The 17,477-nt window shown below is 50.1% G+C and carries 17 protein-coding genes; all 17 read right to left on the bottom strand.

The features are described from left to right. Nucleotides 1-27: 27 nt before the first annotated feature. Nucleotides 28-189, bottom strand: coding sequence for a VOC family protein (locus A8990_RS31455; RefSeq protein WP_181909450.1), 162 nt, complete (start codon nucleotides 187-189; stop codon nucleotides 28-30). Continuing rightward, entirely contained in the window at nucleotides 167-484 is a 318-nt protein-coding gene (locus A8990_RS07675; RefSeq protein ID WP_116188437.1) for a hypothetical protein, read from the bottom strand. Before A8990_RS07675 ends, A8990_RS31455 begins: the two co-directional genes overlap by 23 nt. Before the next feature lie 20 nt (nucleotides 485-504). Next, nucleotides 505-948: a VOC family protein gene (locus A8990_RS07680; protein ID WP_181909451.1), complete on the bottom strand. Its 444-nt coding sequence runs from the start codon at nucleotides 946-948 to the stop codon at nucleotides 505-507. A gap of 72 nt (nucleotides 949-1,020) precedes the next feature. Continuing rightward, complete coding sequence (ppsA, locus tag A8990_RS07685) at nucleotides 1,021-3,642, bottom strand: phosphoenolpyruvate synthase (RefSeq protein ID WP_116188439.1); 2,622 nt, start codon at nucleotides 3,640-3,642, stop codon at nucleotides 1,021-1,023. Nucleotides 3,643-3,858: 216 nt separating this feature from the next. Beyond that, on the bottom strand, nucleotides 3,859-4,692 hold the full coding sequence (locus A8990_RS07690) for a sugar phosphate isomerase/epimerase family protein (protein ID WP_181909452.1): 834 nt from the start codon (nucleotides 4,690-4,692) through the stop codon (nucleotides 3,859-3,861). Between the two features lie 44 nt (nucleotides 4,693-4,736). Next, a complete protein-coding gene (locus A8990_RS07695) occupies nucleotides 4,737-5,162 on the bottom strand; it encodes an NUDIX hydrolase (protein WP_116188441.1) in 426 nt (141 codons plus the stop codon). Nucleotides 5,163-5,299: 137 nt separating this feature from the next. Next, the gene (locus tag A8990_RS07700) at nucleotides 5,300-6,967 is read right to left on the bottom strand and encodes a glycoside hydrolase family 13 protein (RefSeq protein ID WP_116188605.1); all 1,668 of its coding nucleotides are present in this window, start codon (nucleotides 6,965-6,967) and stop codon (nucleotides 5,300-5,302) included. A 209-nt stretch (nucleotides 6,968-7,176) separates the two neighbouring features. Then, complete coding sequence (locus A8990_RS07705; protein WP_116188442.1) at nucleotides 7,177-8,940, bottom strand: RNA polymerase sigma factor; 1,764 nt, start codon at nucleotides 8,938-8,940, stop codon at nucleotides 7,177-7,179. Nucleotides 8,941-9,015: 75 nt separating this feature from the next. Continuing rightward, the gene (locus A8990_RS07710; protein WP_116188443.1) at nucleotides 9,016-9,993 is read right to left on the bottom strand and encodes a phosphotransferase enzyme family protein; all 978 of its coding nucleotides are present in this window, start codon (nucleotides 9,991-9,993) and stop codon (nucleotides 9,016-9,018) included. A gap of 17 nt (nucleotides 9,994-10,010) precedes the next feature. After that, nucleotides 10,011-10,577, bottom strand: coding sequence for a histidine phosphatase family protein (locus A8990_RS07715; protein WP_116188444.1), 567 nt, complete (start codon nucleotides 10,575-10,577; stop codon nucleotides 10,011-10,013). 1 nt (nucleotide 10,578) lies between these two features. Further along, nucleotides 10,579-11,298 (bottom strand): HAD family hydrolase, encoded by a 720-nt coding sequence (locus tag A8990_RS07720; RefSeq protein ID WP_116188445.1) that lies wholly within the window; start codon nucleotides 11,296-11,298, stop codon nucleotides 10,579-10,581. Further along, nucleotides 11,295-11,741 carry a GNAT family N-acetyltransferase gene (locus A8990_RS07725; RefSeq protein ID WP_342772805.1) on the bottom strand — a complete coding sequence of 149 codons (447 nt, stop codon included), beginning with the start codon at nucleotides 11,739-11,741 and terminating at the stop codon, nucleotides 11,295-11,297. The genes A8990_RS07720 and A8990_RS07725 overlap by 4 nt, the downstream gene beginning before the upstream one ends. A 130-nt stretch (nucleotides 11,742-11,871) precedes the next feature. Beyond that, nucleotides 11,872-13,854: a YjhG/YagF family D-xylonate dehydratase gene (locus A8990_RS07730; RefSeq protein ID WP_116188446.1), complete on the bottom strand. Its 1,983-nt coding sequence runs from the start codon at nucleotides 13,852-13,854 to the stop codon at nucleotides 11,872-11,874. Between the two features lie 24 nt (nucleotides 13,855-13,878). Next, the gene (locus A8990_RS07735; RefSeq protein ID WP_116188447.1) at nucleotides 13,879-14,667 is read right to left on the bottom strand and encodes an SDR family NAD(P)-dependent oxidoreductase; all 789 of its coding nucleotides are present in this window, start codon (nucleotides 14,665-14,667) and stop codon (nucleotides 13,879-13,881) included. 106 nt (nucleotides 14,668-14,773) lie between these two features. Next, complete coding sequence (locus A8990_RS07740) at nucleotides 14,774-15,679, bottom strand: aldo/keto reductase (protein WP_116188448.1); 906 nt, start codon at nucleotides 15,677-15,679, stop codon at nucleotides 14,774-14,776. Nucleotides 15,680-15,855: 176 nt separating this feature from the next. Then, nucleotides 15,856-16,098 carry an S-layer homology domain-containing protein gene (locus tag A8990_RS07745; protein WP_116188449.1) on the bottom strand — a complete coding sequence of 81 codons (243 nt, stop codon included), beginning with the start codon at nucleotides 16,096-16,098 and terminating at the stop codon, nucleotides 15,856-15,858. Next, nucleotides 16,095-17,201, bottom strand: a complete 1,107-nt coding sequence (locus tag A8990_RS07750; RefSeq protein ID WP_181909453.1) for a glycoside hydrolase family 16 protein — start codon at nucleotides 17,199-17,201, stop codon at nucleotides 16,095-16,097. The genes A8990_RS07745 and A8990_RS07750 overlap by 4 nt, the downstream gene beginning before the upstream one ends. Between the last annotated feature and the right edge of the window lie 276 nt (nucleotides 17,202-17,477).

Below are 17,477 nucleotides of genomic sequence, written 5' to 3' on the forward strand. Positions count from 1 at the left end.
TCATTCATCGAGCGTAATTTACCTCCGTTACGTTCGATCGCGCATCGCGCCTAGCACCAGATTATAGCCGTCCGGATCTTGAATGTATGCATTCGTAAACTCCCAGCGGCCATGAGCTTCAGTGAACGGTTCAACAGCGATAACGCCGCCTTTGCCGCGCACCTCTTCAACAAATGGAGTATAGGTCATCCCAATCAACGTGAATAAATGAATCCCATCCGAATTGTGGCCCTTCCCATTCCGTCGGGTAATCGGAGCGCTTCTGCGATGGAGGATTCGGTCGCACATCGTCAACGGAGACAGCCTGTTGCAAAATAATCGTCATCCCATCTCGTTCCGCATGCCCCCAATCATCAACATTACAACCAAGCACATCGCGATAATAGGATTGCGATTTCTTAAGATCCGAGACCAGCCTAACTTGGATGGATTGCGCGAATACTCCCCTCTTTGAACCTGTAATCTCCGTTAATTGCTCTTCCATTTTACGCTCTCCCCTCGATATTATGGTTTCTTCAAGTCCTCAACCATCCTAATCAAATGTCCATTCGGATCATAGAAGGTGAAATACCCGAAGTCATGCATAACGGCCGGCTCTTGTTCAATACGCGCGCCTGCTTGTTTGATCCGCTCGTACATCGCATTCAGATCATTCGTCAATAACTCAATCATCGTCACATGTCCAGTACTGCTAGTAATGAAGAATGAACGCGGGAATACAAATTTCAGCTCGGTAACTTCCTCCGGCGTCGTTTCCATCAAGAAGATACTCGGTCCATTGCTATTCTTCAATCCGATATGTGCTTCTCCGAACGAGTAATCTGCCGAGATCAATTCGCAACCTAGCACCTCGCAATAGAAATCGACAGAAGCCTTCAAATCCAGGACTGGAAATCGGAGTGAACAGTAACCGATCACATCAGCTGCTTTCACGCTCTCGTTCGACATTGCCGCGTTCTCCTCTCCATTCGTTCTTCTCCTTCCATTCATATTCGGTAAAAAATTCCAAATCCCTGCGCATCACAAGATTTCGATATACCCTTCGGTTCCATTGACGCGAATTCGCTGCCCATCCGCAATCAGTTTAGTCGCGTTGTCTACCCCGACAATTGCGGGCAGCCCGTACTCTCTTGCGATAACTGCGCCATGCGTCATCAACCCGCCAACCTCCGTGACCAGCCCTTTAATCGATACGAACAGAGGTGTCCAGCTCGGATCTGTGAAAGTGGTGACAAGTATATCACCATCCTCTAGATCGGCATCTTCCATGTTCAATATCACCCGCGCTCGCCCCTCGATCACGCCAGATGATACCGGCAAGCCTACAATAGCGTCAGTCGGGACATTTTCTCGCTGATACTTCCCTGAAATTCCTTCTCCATCAGAAGTGAGAACGCGCGGCGGGGATAGCTTGTCATACAGTTTGTACTCGGTCTTTCGAGTGCTGATGATCTGTGGATCCAGTTGCTGCGTCCGCACGACTTCATGGTATTCATCAAAACTGAGGTAAAATACATCCTCCTTTTCATGCAGTACGCCAGCTTGCACGAGCTGTTCTGCTTCTTTCATCAAGGCTTGCTTATAGACGAAGAAGCGGCTGATATAGCCGTATTTCGGATATTCGCGATAACCGATGAAATTCCGAATGAGATCGATCTTTCGTTTCGTTTCATTCGCCTTCTCTTCGCCATCCGGTAATTGCCGTAAACGACCTAACAGCTCTTGTTCTTTGTTTATCGCTTCCTGCAGCCCATGCTCGAATTTGCGCTTGCTTTCGTGAGGCTCGAAGTTTTTGACATTGCCCAGGATTAGTGGAACAAGCGTTATGGGTTTCTCGCTCCAACGTGTTCTCGTAATATCGATTTCTCCGGCGCACCGCACCCCGTATTTGTCGAGATAAGACTGGATCGCATCCCGCGCCTCCTGACCGCCCTCCAACTTAGTGAGCCCATCCAGGAAATGATCATCTGAAGTTTGCTCCAGATAATATACGACTTCCGGATAAGGGCGAATGGCATCGGCGACATCGAGCAGCGCGAGTCCCATCTCCGATGTTACGTTGTTCGGCACAGATTGAGCAAGCTTATCTGCAGCGCTTGATTCATCCAGCCACTCTTTCATATTCTCATTCATCCATGCTGTCGCGTTCATGGCCGCAATAAACACAGCTGTACTTTCAGGGTTGAACAAAATTTTCTTTAATCCTTGCGCAATATCTTCCTTGATAAAATCAAACAACTCCGCCCCCGACTTCGCTTGGATATCACGCGACAGTTGTTCAATCGAAGCACGACTAAGATTAATGAGCTCATCAACGATTGCCGGATTATTTTCAAATGGTGGAGGCGGTGCGCTGGCGGTAACTCTGACTTTACTGCCAGCACTCGGACCTCCACCGTTCTTCTCCGCAGGCTCTATTTTGATAAAATCGCCTCGCTCGATGACGGTTAACAGTGCATCCTTGATGAGTGGATCTGACTGTCCTGCATTGTTTATGATGGTATCTCTAGTGGCGGGCGAAGCAAGCATTGCCGTAACGTCAACAAACAACCTGCCGCCTGCTCTGCGCATCGGTGCGGGAGTAAGCATCAAGTAGAAGGATAATCCCAATGGTTTAATCGGGTCTGTCATCATCTGCTGGTGTCCGACTGATAAGTAAACATGGTTCTCCTGATCATTCGCTTCAGGAATCGGGAACAGCGTCGTTATTGGCCGGCTTTGAACAATATAGAACTTACCTTGATCCAGGCACCATTCGATATCCTGTGGTGAGCCAAAATAGGCTTCGATCTGTCTTCCGAGACGCGCCAGTTCTACTATTTGTTCATCCGTGAGTGTCTGAGCCAATTGTTGGTCCGGGTCGAGCTGTTTGGTCTCGGTTCCGCTGGATTCACGTCCATAGATCGCCAGCTTCTTGGCCGCGATCCGCTTCTCGATAATCCGCTCTTCTTTCACTTTGTAATTATCGGCGGATACCAAGCCCGAGACTAATGCTTCACCAAGTCCGAAGCTGGCATCGATGGATAAGACCTTCCGGTTAGAGGTGATCGGATCGGCGGTGAAGAGTATGCCGGAAGCCTGTGGGAAAACCATCCGTTGCACGATGACGGATAGGTAGACCTGACGGTGGTCAAAACCATTCTGTATGCGGTAAATGACAGCGCGATCTGTAAACAGTGAAGCCCAGCATTTGCTGATATGCCCCAGAATCGCTTCTTGGCCGATAATATTCAGATACGTATCTTGTTGTCCGGCGAAAGACGCATGCGGCAAATCCTCCGCAGTTGCACTGGAGCGAACTGCATACGCATGTTCTTCACCAAACTTGGTGAGATAGCGAGCAACCTCCAGCACAACGCCAGATGGGATTTCTGCGTGCATGATGAGTTCGCGAATCTCTCGGCTTATCTCACCGATCTGCTCTCGATCTTCTAGTTTCAGCACGGCTAACCGATCTAATAGAGCATGATAGGCTGCGTTATGTCCAATCGCTTCCTGGTAACCGTTAGTTGTAACACAAAAACCGTCAGGTACTTGAATGCCTTGAATTCTCGACAATTCCCCTAAATTCAGACCTTTGCCGCCTACAAGTGATCGTTGATCATTTCTCATTTCCTGAATACCGAGAACGAACGCATTCATTCAACATCTCTCCTGACCCGTAGAATAAAAAACGTTTGACACAAGTTTCACCGCCATGATACAATTTAATTGTAAGATAGACTTACTATGTCTATAACTAATAAATCAAAATCATTTCATTATAGCATTGGTCATATCCCCATGCAATATAAGAAGAACCTAGGACAATGTCCCAGGTTCCTTTTTTTGATATCCACTAATTCGCCTCGCTGCTTGTTATGAAACGGACCGTTGAATCAACTGAATCGTCTTACGAGCCCCTTCGATCTCGTCACCGTCAGCCGGCACGCTCTCGACGCCCCATGTACCTTGGAACCTGTTATCCAGCAGCAGCTTGCAGAAGGCTGGAACATTCTGAGTCAGCTCCTGTCCGTCTTCTGTGAAGTGGAAGGATTTGATATGAAGCGCAGTCGCATATTTCGCGCACTTCAACCAGCCTTCTGCCTGCTTCCCATGCTTCCAGTTCCATGAATCGAGCAGCAATCCAAGCCCAGGTACAGCTTCAAGCAGCTTGACCACATTATCCGGATCTACCGTAGGTCCCCAATGATTCTCCACGATGACCTTAATTCCGGCCTTACCGGCACGTTCAATGATATCGTTATAGCCTTCAACTACAATGTCAAACACTTCATCCGTCCACTGCGCCGGTCCGCCAGAGTCGATACGGATTGAGGACGCCCCGAGCTTCTCGGCAATCGCGATCCAGCGGTACGCCCGCTGCCGGTTGCTATTACGTGCTTCTTCAGACTCTTCATAGATATGTGCCCCATCAACGGCGATACAGCCGAATGGCAATCCGGCTTCGTCAGCGGCGAGCTTCACACGTTCCAGGAAATCGTCATCCACAGCCGTTAGATGCTGAGATTGATCCGGGTTGGCTCCGGCATGCAGCGCATCAGATCCTTGATTCAGCTCAGCCAGATGTGCGTTCCAAGGATCGAGCTGCGTACAACCGAGTTCCTTGCAATCTAGTATGTACTGGAAAATATCTTGTTTCCCTGCCGCCAATAGTCTGTGAAAACTGAACGAACAAATGCTGATCTTCATACGATATCCCTCCATGGTTTCGGAATTGAACGCAATCTGACAATCTAGCAATCTCGCAGCGGAATAGAAAAATCAACATAAAACGGATGAAGCTCCTCATTCAAGCAATATTCAATACGCTCTCTAAAATTACCCCAACTGACCATCTCTAAAGCGGTTTCAATTGGAAAATAGCCTACTTCTAAAGATTCAATAGTCGTTGTTAATTCTCCTCCGACTGGCTTGGCTAGAAATAATGTATTGCAAATACTGGCGCTCACATTTTGAAAGATACCACAGAACTTCGTTACTTCGACATCTATTCCCGTCTCTTCCTTCGTTTCTCTCACCGCAGCGTCCTTCAAGGATTCGCCTTCTTCAACCTGACCGCCTGGCATTTCCCAGCCTCGCTTAGGACCTCTGATCAGAAGGATCTCGTTATGCTCATTAATTACGATGGTTGCCGCAGAAACGATATGTTTGGGAGCCATCTCATTCCCCTCCACATTCCATAATTAGAACAAACCTAGATTACCACTAATTTCCTAAAGCTGTATACGGTCCATAAGAAAAAGGCCTGCGGAAACCGCAGGCCTCATCATTCAACTTATTGCCAATCAACCGACATCTACTGTGTCACATACACACGAGCTTCATAAGGCTTCAGCGTGCAATTCCGGAGCGTATGCTCATCTTCGACCGGGTAGTTTTGCAGCATCAGCAGCGTTTTGCCTTCGAGTACGCCTGCTGGAACCTTAAGCTCAGCACTCTCCGGGGAGAAGTTGCAGATGACGAGTGCTTTGCCAGCCTCGCCGCTGCGCGTATAGGCGAAGATCTGCTCATGCTCCGGCAGAAGCAGCTCATATTCGCCGTAGACGAATTGCGGATACTCCTTGCGCAGACGGATCATATCTTTGTAGAAGCTCAGCACCGAGTTCGGATCGTCTTGCTCGTGCTCTACGTTAATCTCAGTGAAGTTCGGATTTACGCCCATCCACGGTTTGCCCTTCGAGAAACCAGCGTTCGTCGCATCCGACCATTGCATCGGCGTTCTCGAGTTGTCACGGCCGCGCTTCCAGACGATTTCCATGACTTCTTCGTGCGGTACGCCTTTTGCCGTTTCGATCCGATAGTAGTTCTTCATACCGACATCGTTGTAATCCTCGATGGACTCGAACTGTACGTTCGTCATGCCGATCTCCTGGCCTTGGTAAATATAAGGCGTGCCTTGCATGAAGAAGTAGCACGCTCCGAGCATCTTCGCGCTTTGAACCCGGTACTCAGCGTCATTGCCCCATGTGGAGACAGAGCGAGGTTGATCGTGATTCTCGAAGAACAAGGCGTTCCAACCGCGGTTTTCCAGCCCTTTCTGCCACTTGCTCAGCGTCTCCTTGAGCGCCCGCACGTCAACGGTGTTGTCGCCGCCTTTATCCCATAGACCTAGATGCTCGAATTGGAAAATCATGTTGAACTTGCCGTTTTCCTCGCCAACCCAGTCATCCGCCTGCTCAATTGTCACGCCATTCGCTTCGCCGACGGTCATGATGTCGTACTTATCGAATGTGTTTTCTTTCAATTCCTTCAGATATGTCTGAATGCCTTCGCGATTCATATGACCATCGAACGAAGGGACATAATCCAATCCTGTTGGGTTCGGCATATCCGGGAAGCCTGGCACTTTCTTAATATGGCTGATCGCATCAACGCGGAAGCCATCAATGCCTTTGTCGAGCCACCAGTTGACCGTATCGTACAGCGCATGGCGCACGTCCGGGTTCTCCCAGTTCAAATCGGGCTGCTTCACGGAGAAAATATGCATGTAATACTGCTCCGTCTTCTCGTCGTATTCCCATGCTGGCCCGCTGAAAATACTTTCCCAGTTGTTCGGTTCCTTACCGTCCTTGCCGTCACGCCATATGTACCAGTCCCGCTTCGGGCTGTCTTGGGAAGCACGGGATTCGATAAACCACGGATGCTCGTCGCTCGTATGATTAATGACCAAATCAAGGATCAGCTTCATGCCTCTAGCATGCGTCTCCTTGAGCAGTTGGTCGAAGTCGTCCATCGTACCGAACTCTTCCATAATGTCTTGATAATCGGAAATATCATAGCCGTTATCGTCATTCGGAGATTTGAAGAACGGGCATACCCACAGGACATCGACGCCAAGATCCTTCAGATAATCCAGCTTCGAAATGATGCCTTGCAGGTCGCCGATGCCATCTCCATTGCTATCCATAAAGCTGCGCGGATAAATTTGATACGCTACAGCTTCCTTCCACCAAACCTTGTTCATTGCATTTCCGCCTTTCATTCGTTTCCTACCTAGTTCATGCCCAGAATTCATCCGGCACATACCTAAACACATCGTTCAATAGATGTCCGAGAAATTAATATACCACATTGCGCAAACGTTTGCACAATTCTAGTGAAAAATATATCGGAAATGACAGCAGCAAAAAAACCATGCCATACCGCATGGTTTTCTTTCTTCATCTATTCATTTCACATGATATACGCACGAGGCGGATTCTCGACAATAGCCGGGACATGTGCGCGAGATGCGTGCTCTTCAAGTCGTTCAGCGATTTGTTCAATCCATTCAATACCGAGCTGCTCTGCATATTTAATGTGTTTAATTAGTTCAATCGCTCTTGCTGCATTCGCAGGCTCGTTAGGTTCTCCTCCCGATGGAACCGGAAACAAGAGAGCCAGTTCAACATAACGATCATGAACGATGGCGTACTGCTCTTCAGCTTTATTAAGCAGGTTAAATATAGTCTGATTGATCTCCGACTCCGACTTCACTTCTCCCCACTCCGATACCAGCTCTGCCAGGCATATCATGGCGTGCTTGCGCGATTGACGGAGCACATTAATCGTATAGGCGTGACCGAGAGGTTCAATCGCTCGTTGCCGAATAACATCCATCCACGTATCGTATGCCGCAAGCCCATTCACAAATCCGGAGAAGGTCTGGTCTTGCCCTCTCGCATGTCGGCTAATCATCTGACACCATCTCCATAGCGAATCAGAAGGAGAGATGGGATGGTCACCAACAAATCCGAGAACAAAGAGCGATCTTGTTTGTAGACGGCCCAATTGTTCGTAAGGAACCATCTCATCAGACTGCGTATCCAGCCCATAAAACTGTTGCTTCATATCGTCATATCCGTAAATTAAACCAAACTCAGAATGAATGAGTTCCCAAACCATAGCTGGCATCCCCAAATCTACGGAGCCTTGAGCAAGCGCGATCCCTTCTGTCGTGAGGTTAGGATCAGGCGGCTCGAAGTCAAAAGCTTCCACGTAACGCACACGCATACCGAGGTTTAGCATCCCATTCGTAATCAAGTAGTTACGGTCAATCATGTTTGTGCTGGACATATCGACGCTAGATTTCTCAATATTGAGCAGGAAAGCTCCGAGTAACATGCCGTCCACATAAGAAAGCGATAGCTGCGGATGACGCGCCTTCACGAATCGGTACAATTGCTCGGTTCCGGTTAGCAGAGATCCTCCGGATTCCTTAAGTGAAACGGGATCAAGTACGTTTTGCTTCAACAGTCCATCTTCCCTTCTTTGCCTAATCTGGGCACGGATTAGGAATGAGAGGCGCTCCTCTTGTACTTTCTGACGGGATCTCGAAATGATTTTGTACACATTCCCAACTGAGATTTGAAACAACTGCGCAATTTCCTGCGGAGAGCATTCCTGGAAGAAGAACGACTCGAAGATGCTCTTCTCCCGTGGGGTCAGAACTCTTAGAAAAGCTCTGATGATTCCGTACCACTCCCGCCGCTCCAGCAGGACCTGCGGATCCTTACTTGTGCCATCATTCTCGGCTTGGCTCGAACGCGCGATCAAATAGTCCATGATGCTGTTAATGTCATCTACTTGAACGGAAGCCTGGTGCATGGAGGCTGTTTGGAGCGCTGTAGCAGGCAACTCTCTGCGGTACAAGCCGCCTCTGCGCATTTTCATCAAAGCTTGGTTTCTAACGATGCTCTTGAACCAACCTAGGAACCGATGGTTGTGCGCGAGCGAGTTCAGGTTCAGGAATGCACGAATTAACGCTTCCTGCACGATGTCCTCGGACAGGTGAGGATCCTTCGATATTCGGGATGCCCACGTAAATGCTTTGAGCCGATGCCTTCGCACCAGTTCATTAAAAGCCGATGCGTCTCCACTTCGCGCAAGGACGGTCAGGACTTCGTCTTGCTCGAATTCCAGCTGCTTTTGCTGTTCATCTTCCTTTTTTCCAGCCATGAAGCGCACCTCTCATCTATTAAATCCGCCCTTACTAATAAAGATGCCAGAGCCTCGTCGGTTCTGACATTCATTTTAGAAGCTCAGGAAGATACGCTCGCCATTCAGAAACGGCTTGCAACGGTTCTCGCATAACAGCGGCATCCTCTCCCTAATCCAGGAATGCGCAGCTTCATGCTCCATCACGAACGCATAGTATCCGAATACGGCGGAAAGCATGAACCCTTCGATAGCGGCATATCTCTCTTGCGTTAGCGATTCTTGTCCAAAATACCCTTTCAGGACATGTTCTCTCGTTTCCTTAGGTGCATTCAGCGCCATCATGGCGACGTCGAATAGACGATAACCGAAGCCGAATAGGCTGTAATCGATGAAGACGAACTCTCCTCGCGGTGTAACAAGTATGTTGCTCATGTTCAAATCCGCATGAATGATCCCTTGCTTGGCCGTTTGTGGGCTTAATGACTTTAACCGGTCAGCGATGAGAGTTAACGTTTTCTCTACCGTGGCATAATGATCTGGCGAGAACAGTTCGAGTTCCACGCCGCGCCGAATTTGGGTTAACATCTGTTCGATCCTGCGAATGCCGTAATCCGGCCGATCCTCTCTCTGGACCTCGGTGTATGCGTCGAAAACCTGATGCAATGCGGCGACTTGTGCACCTAACTGATATGCAGCATCGGCCGTCGCTGAATCCTCCAGCGTCAAATTGCGCCCCTCTATCCAGCGGAGAATGGAGCAGTTATGTTGATGACCATCCACTTCGATCGGAGTCACTAATTGATTGGAAAAGGTGGTTAGAGGTACTTGTGTGACGAGGTTAGACTTTTGGGCAATGATCCGAAGCAGCTGCAATTCCGACTCAATTCCATGTCGCGTATGCTGAACACCGGCTAGATTCGTGGTTATTGGATCATGAACTCGGAGCAGGTAATCGGTTCCGTTTGAGGTATCGGTAACTTTGAAGGTCCGATTCTCATTGTGTCTAAGCAGCGTAATCTCCGGGCTTGCAATGCCATATTCGCGAAGCAATTGTGCAAGTTTGTCGTCCATATTGAGGATCACCTTCTTTAATTGAGTTGCAATCGATATACGCCAGCTTCACCGAGGAAATCGCCTCGGGTAAGCTCCTTCTCCCCTAGCAGCATTCGATAGTTCGTTATCGTGCCATCATGCGAGACGATGAATACTCTCGTGTACTTGCTGCCGATCCACTCCAATAACATACTTGCATAGGTCTCAAAAACATGCTGTTCAATCGTATTTATCCCTTCTGCCCCGAAATTCAAGCCAAAATCAACCATTTCGATGTCTGGATAGTGCTTCGTGATCTCGTTCTTCGTAAGGATATAATCGCAAGCTAGAAATGGAAATTCGGGGTTTTGAGGAAACATTCTTGGGCCCACAAGCGGTGAAATCATGAATTCCGAGCTTTGCGTCAAAAGCTGCGCCGTCTCGATCGTTCGTTTGGTCGGGCTTACAAGTACGAGATCGCTAGAATCAATCGAAATTTGCTCACGGAGTTGTGCCACCTGAGCTTTGCCGTACGCTGTCAGACTTGGATGCGGCGTGTTTAGTCGATTGGGATAGTCGGTCAGATGCTCACCATGACCATGCCGTATGAAAATGAATTCCAATCTACTTCTCCTCCTCTAACAGCAAAATGCGTCGAATCTCTGTAACGTCAGACACGATGGCAATCGGAGTGTGGTCTGTCGGTTGTGGTTTCCCCTTCGGATTGACCCATATTGCATCCATGCCAGCATTCATCGGTCCAACGACGTCATGCGTCCATGAATCGCCGATAAAGAGCGTCTCGGTAGGCGCTTTTCCAAAGTGGTTTAGAGCAATCTCATATAATTGAGGGTCAGGTTTGCGAAAGCCTAACCGCTCCGCGTGAAAGATGGTTTCGTTGCAGAAGATTTCCGTCAGTCCCATCTGCTGGATCTTCACTCGGGGATCGTATAATCCATTGGTGACTATTGCTACGTTATAGTTCTTTAACAAATCGATAAGTAATGATGTGATAGACTCATTCGTGCTTATATACTTCATGCTTGTTTCAATGAATAGCGCATCAATCTCTTCAATGAGCGCCTCATCAAAGGCTATATCGGAATGGGATAATGCGTTCTTCCAACGGGCTTTCTTAAAAGCATCTGGTGACATTTCGCGTCGAATGAATGACTCTAATATCGATTTTGGTGGCTGCAGTACTTGCTCAAGGAAGATAAGTGGATCAACTGTGCTTGTTGCGGGGTGGATTTCAAGTGTTCGAGCAAGACCAATATTGAACCAAGAGGCATTATCGAGAAGCGTGTCGTCTAGGTCAAAAAGTAACAAACTATATTTCTTCATTTCGACCCCTCCCAGCTTCGAAACTGTTTATGTAGAGGTATATAATCCTTCTTGACGTAATTTGATCGTTCATATGTTTTTACGGCCGAATTGTTACTGCTGCCAGTTATTATTTTGATGGATGTCACACCATGTAACTGAAGTTCCTGCTCTAAAAACGTAATGAGCATCGTAGCTAAACCCTTCCTCCGAGCTGGCTCTTGAATATACATTTCAGTTATCTCACCTTGAAGATCACGGTAGCAAAATGATCGAAAGTACTGTGCGCTAGCGAATCCGACAGGCTCATTATCGAGGATTGCAAGAGCGATGATCTCTTTGGATTCAGAGAAGCTGGATATGACGTCGCTCGTAGACATTCGTACTCCATTAAACTCCTCATTCAAAGTGACAAGGGTTTCCGCGTCATTTTCGGTCGCACGCCGAACGTCTCTGTTCATCATCAATTACCATGCCTTTCCCACTTCGCTTACAATTATGTAATTTTGCCCAATTATATCATATTGTGCTAGTGATGTTGGGTTAATGGCATGAAAAAAGGTCAACCAGATTACTCTGGCTGACCGACAAATGTTATGATTTCGACTTAGCCAACGCCTCCATACCTGCTTGCAACGTCTCGACGATTCGATCGACATCATAAATACTGCCTCTCCACGTGCCTCCGCTCGCGGCTTGAAGCGCAGCCCACAGCCTGGTGTCGTCAGGCAGATTCGGATCTGGCGCAAGGTCTTGGTGCATTGGACGCGAAGCGAGAATCTCAGCACCGGTCTCCGGGCTGAAGCGCTCTTCGCCTTGTCCCACAAACTGAACACTGCCCTCAAGCTTCGTTCGGTCAATTCGCACTTCAATCCAGTCGCCGTCTTGCACTTTGCCTATCGGACCGCCAACAAGCGCTTCCGGGCTGATATGGCCGATGCAGGCTCCAGTCGATACGCCGGAGAACCTTGCATCTGTCAGCAGTGTCACATGTTTTCCGAATGGCAGATGTTTTAAGGCGGAGGTTAATTGATACGTCTCCTCCATTCCCGTTCCTGAAGGGCCTCTGCCGATTAGCACGACAATATTGCCTTCCTGTACCTGACCGAGCTTTATGGCGCTTACTGCCTGTTTCTCGGTTGTGAACACTTTAGCCTGTCCAATATGGTGATAGACACCGTCTTCGCCGACAACACTTGGATCGATGGATGTTGACTTGATAACGGATCCTTCTGGAGCCAGATTGCCGATTGGAAAAGTAACGGTAGAGGTCAATCCCATGGAAGATGCACGTTCCGGGCTCAATATGACCTGGGACGGATCAATCCCATCGGTTTCTAGTAAACGTTTGCGAATTTCGTGGCGCCGCTGCGAATCCTCCCACCAATCTAGCAAATGATCGAGCGATTCGCCTGAGACGGTCTTTACTTTCAGATTGAGCAGACCAAGCTTGCGGAGATGCAGCATAACCTCCGGAACGCCGCCTGCCATAAACACGCGAATGGTTGGATGATATTCTGGTCCGTTCGGCAGCACGCTAACGAGCCGCGGAACCGCCTTGTTCACACGGGTCCAGTCTGCAACATCAGGTATTCGACACTTTGCTGCATGCGCGATGGCAGGGATGTGAAGCAGCAGATTCGTTGAGCCGCCAAATGCGGCATGTACGGCCATCGCATTCTCGAAAGCCGCATCGGTCAAAATATCCCGCATCGTGATCCCGCTCTTGTGCATCCACTGAACCGCCCTTGCCGATTGCCTTGCCATGTCGCGCCAGATCGGCTGGCCGGAAGGTGCGAGCGCCGAATGCGGCAATGACATGCCAAGCGCCTCGGCGACAACTTGCGCAGAGGCCGCGGTGCCGAGGAACTGGCAGCCGCCTCCAGGCGTAGCGCATACGCGACAGCCCAGATCGGCTGCTTCGTCGAGCGTAATTTGTCCATGCGAATAGCGAGCGCCGATCGTCTGGATCTTGCCCGCGTCTTCTCCGACAGTAGGCGGCAGCGTCACGCCGCCTGGCACGATAATCGCGGGAAGATCATGCATGGCCGCAAGCGCAATCATCATCGCGGGCAGCCCTTTGTCGCAAGTGCCCACGCCTATTACGCCGCTCCTTGTTGGAAGCGAACGAATCAGGCGCCGATACACCATCGCCGCATCGTTGCGGTATGGCAGCGAGTCAAACATGCCTGTCGTTCCTTGCGAACGGCCATCGCACGGATCGCTGACGTAAGCGGCGAAAGGAAGTCCGCCCATGGCGCTCACTTCAAGCGCAGCTTCTTTGACGAGAATGCCGACTTCCCAGTGGCCGGTATGGTACCCGAGTGCAATTGGCGTTCCGTCTTCGCTGCGGAGTCCGCCTTGCGTGCTGAGAATGAGCACCTGCTTGCCGAGAAGCTGATCAGGCTTCCAGCCCATCCCGACATTTTGGCTCATCCCGAATAAATCACCGCTCGGAAGATTCAGCAGCATATCCGAGGAAAGCGGCAGCTTGCCCTCAGGACCGGCTGCATGGGTAAAGATATCATAATGAAGCGGCTCTTCCGCCCCCATGATGAAACGTATGGCTTCGCTCATTGCTGTGCACTTCCCTCCGATTCGTTATTTCCAGCAGACGATCGTCTCGCCGGATAAGGCGTCCGAAGCGGAGCTGCACAGGAAGAGGACGATGCTTGACATATCTTCGGGCTGCGCGATTCGCTGAAGGCGGGATCGTCCCTCTTCGCTTGCAACGGTGCGTGTGGCAAGAAACCTGCCCGTATACGTAGGTGCGGGCGAGATGCAATTCACATTGACATCGTACGATCGCAGCTGCTCCGCCAGGCTTCGCGTATACGATGAGATGCCAGTCTTCGCCGCGGCATAGATAATGCCGTTCGTCACTGGCACATGTCCTGCGATCGAGCCGACATTCACGATCTTGCCGGTACTCCTGTCCCGCATATGGGAGCCAGCGAATTTGCAAGCATACATGGTGGTCAGCAGATTCCGTTCGACGACCGATCGAATATCGTCGACAGAGATATCAAGCGCGTCGTTCGGTTCCGGGCGAGGCGTGCTCTTGCCAATATCGCCCCCTGCGTTATTGACCAGAATATCCAATGACCCGAGCTCGGTGATCGTGCCGTTGATGAGCGCTTCAACTTGATCCGGATCGGTCAGATCGGCAGCGATAAAGGCAGATTTAACGCCTAGCTGCCTAATTTCCTCTGCAACCGCATGGCCGGAAGCCGCTTCGTTAAATTCGGCTGCCGAGCTGTCCCGAATGTCATGAATAATGACGTTTGCACCGGCGCGAGCCAGATCGAGCGCATATTGCTTGCCTAACCCCCGGCTGGAACCGGTAACGAGCGCATTTTTACCTTGCAAGCCTGTGGCTGTGGTATCCATAAACGATCCCTCCTATGATTAAGTAGATTCAGCTAGCTCCTCAGACATGCTATCCATAACAGAAAAAGACAGCCGAATCCTATCGACTGCCTTCTCTTAGTTGCTTCTAGATACGCGGACCTTGGCCGACCGATTGCAGGCGGCGCTTCGCCTCTTCATAGATTGCCACAGGGAGTGCCCCTTTCTCGGCAATTCGAATATTTTCAGCCAAATGCTCGGGATTCTTCGTTCCAACGATGGTCGTGGACAGATTCGGATGGCTAAGCGTGTAGCGCAGCATAAATCCGGTCCGGCTTTCGCCTTCTTCGAGAAGCTCGTCCAGCTGTGCCTGCTCCCAAATGGTCCATCGATCTTCGTTGCCGAGTCCCGCACCTGGTTCGCCTCGCCCTACACCGCCGCGGATAATCGTACCTGCACCAGCATTTGCCGCTTCCGAAATAATGTTCTCATGATCTCGTTCCAGTGCGGAATACGGAATTTGGAAGCTGTCGAACACGCCAGACCGGATGTAACTGGTGATGTGCGGCAGCGTGGAGGAGATTCCGATCCAGCGCACTTTGCCCGAAGCTTGGATTTCCCGAAGCACTTCTACCAGGTTGCCATCTTCGGTTTGTTCAACAGTCGGGTTATGCAGCTGCAGCAGATCGATGTAGTCCGTCTTCATGCGACTCAAGCTCGTTTCAATGTTATGAAGCAAGTTATCTCTTGTCCAAACATGCGGCGTCTCATCGTGATCGCCGCAATTGACGACCGTACATCCGCATTTGGTTGCTAGAATATACTCATCACGACGTTTACTGATGAAGCGGCCGATATACTCTTCGCTTAAGCCGTAATCATAAGCCGTATCAATGAAGTTAATCCCTGCATCCAGTACAGCGTTCAGGATGCGATCAGCTTCGCCTTCTGTAACGGACCGCCCGCCCCATATCCGGGGACCACGAATCTCCATAGCGCCAAATCCAAGCTTCGTAACCTCGAGCCCTGTTCTGCCTAGCACTGCCTTTTGCATCTTTCTTCCTCCTCCGTATACTCTATTATCTCTAGTGTAAACGCTTCAGCTACTTCAATTATAACAATATAGCCTGCCAAGCATAAGAAGTGAAAAAATGATTAGTCAGTAACCTTAAGGTAAGTAGGTGCAGCGCGTAGACAAGGACTGCCTCCGTCACAAGGACGAAAGCGTCCCTATCTATCACAACGAATTAGGAGTTCTGAAGCATAAGCATCCGATACAGAATGACCGCCGTTAACCGGCTTCTCAGGCTCGAACTTGCCGCCTCCAGTTCCGGAGAGAATGTCGTGCTCGGCTAAGTACCCAATCGCCTCCGCTGCCCAAGTCCACTTAGTTGCAAGGTCGCTGAACACGCTAGACTTGCTAGACGCACTCGCTTGCACCGTGACTGTGGCAGCCGGCTGCAGCGTTTTCATCGCCAGCTTCTGACATGATACGAGCCGGATAGCTCTGCCGCTGCGTCATTACGGCTTACGTTCACGCTCACGACATCTCCAGAAAGCGCCTTGATGGAGGAATTGCTCTCAAACCGGACGGTTCCTGGGGCATCCTGATAGGCGCGGACCCAGTCGATGTAAGTGTTGCTCTCGTTGCCATAGCGCGTGAAGCCGCCTGGCACTTCGAAAATCTCGAACGGATCGCTGCTATTGCCTTTAATGCCATAATGATCGGACAATGCCGGGTTAAGAATGAAATAATTGCCGTATTGCCAGCTGAACGGCAATGTCTTGTGTTGATTCACGAACACGTTATCGCAATAGTAGTACGTCATGTCCTTTGTAATATAGACGCCTAGCGTATGGAAGCACAGCGCAAGGTTAACGTTGTTAAATGGCGGCGTATCCAAGTTTATCTGGTAGCCGCCGCCGAGCTTGCTCGCATCATAGCCCGCTGCTGCCGGCTTGTCATAGCCCCATGGATGCCACGCGATTTGATAGCCATTCGGCGTACCCATGGAGCCTTCAAGGATGTCGAGCTCGTCGCTTGGCTGATTGGCCAAGTATGCATTCTGGACGTAGCCGTTCGCCGTCAATGTCCAGAACGCCGGCCACATGCCAGGGTTCGGACCGAAGAACATCCTCGCCTCAAAATATTGGTTCCGTCCGCCCTCCGTATGGAAGCCGCCCCCTGCCTGATCCATGGAGGACAGGTAGCCAGTGCTGACTTTCTGCTTCCAATAATCATCGCGGACATATCCAGTCGGATGATAGGTCGTCGTCAATTGCATGAAATCGTTGTCGGCGATCGAGAACGGATCGTTCGTGCCGCCGCGATCCTCGAACGCCGCCCAGCCGAACATTCCGCCCCGCGCTTCATCGACCTTCGCTGAAGCGTATGTAGCGCCGATACCCGTTTTGCTGATGGATGGCATTGTCTTGAAGTCGTCCGAGAACACCGTTTGCATACCGCTCGTAACCGGATTGACCGGAGCATTCTCAAGACCATTGCGCCAATGCACGCCAACCGTGTTGTTCAGCTGCAAGTATTCGTTGTCGATTTCAGTATACACTGAAGCCACAGCGATGCCGACAGATCCCATTTGGATCTCTCGGCGAACATTTCGTGAGTTTCTGAAGCTGGGAGCTCCATTTCAGCTCTCTCAAACGCCAAACTCGCTAGTTACCTTGCCACATCAACGGTGAAAGATCCCATTTTGATCTCTCGCCGACCGTTTTGTGCGTTTCCGATGCTGAGAGCTCCAATTCGTCTCTCTCAAACGCCAAACTTGCCATTTACCCTGCCATAGCATCGTCCAGAGGTCTCATATGGTTCTACCGCTGACCATTTCCGGCTG

Source organism: Paenibacillus taihuensis (assembly GCF_003386535.1).
In the GTDB taxonomy this organism is placed as follows: domain Bacteria; phylum Bacillota; class Bacilli; order Paenibacillales; family Paenibacillaceae; genus Paenibacillus_Z; species Paenibacillus_Z taihuensis.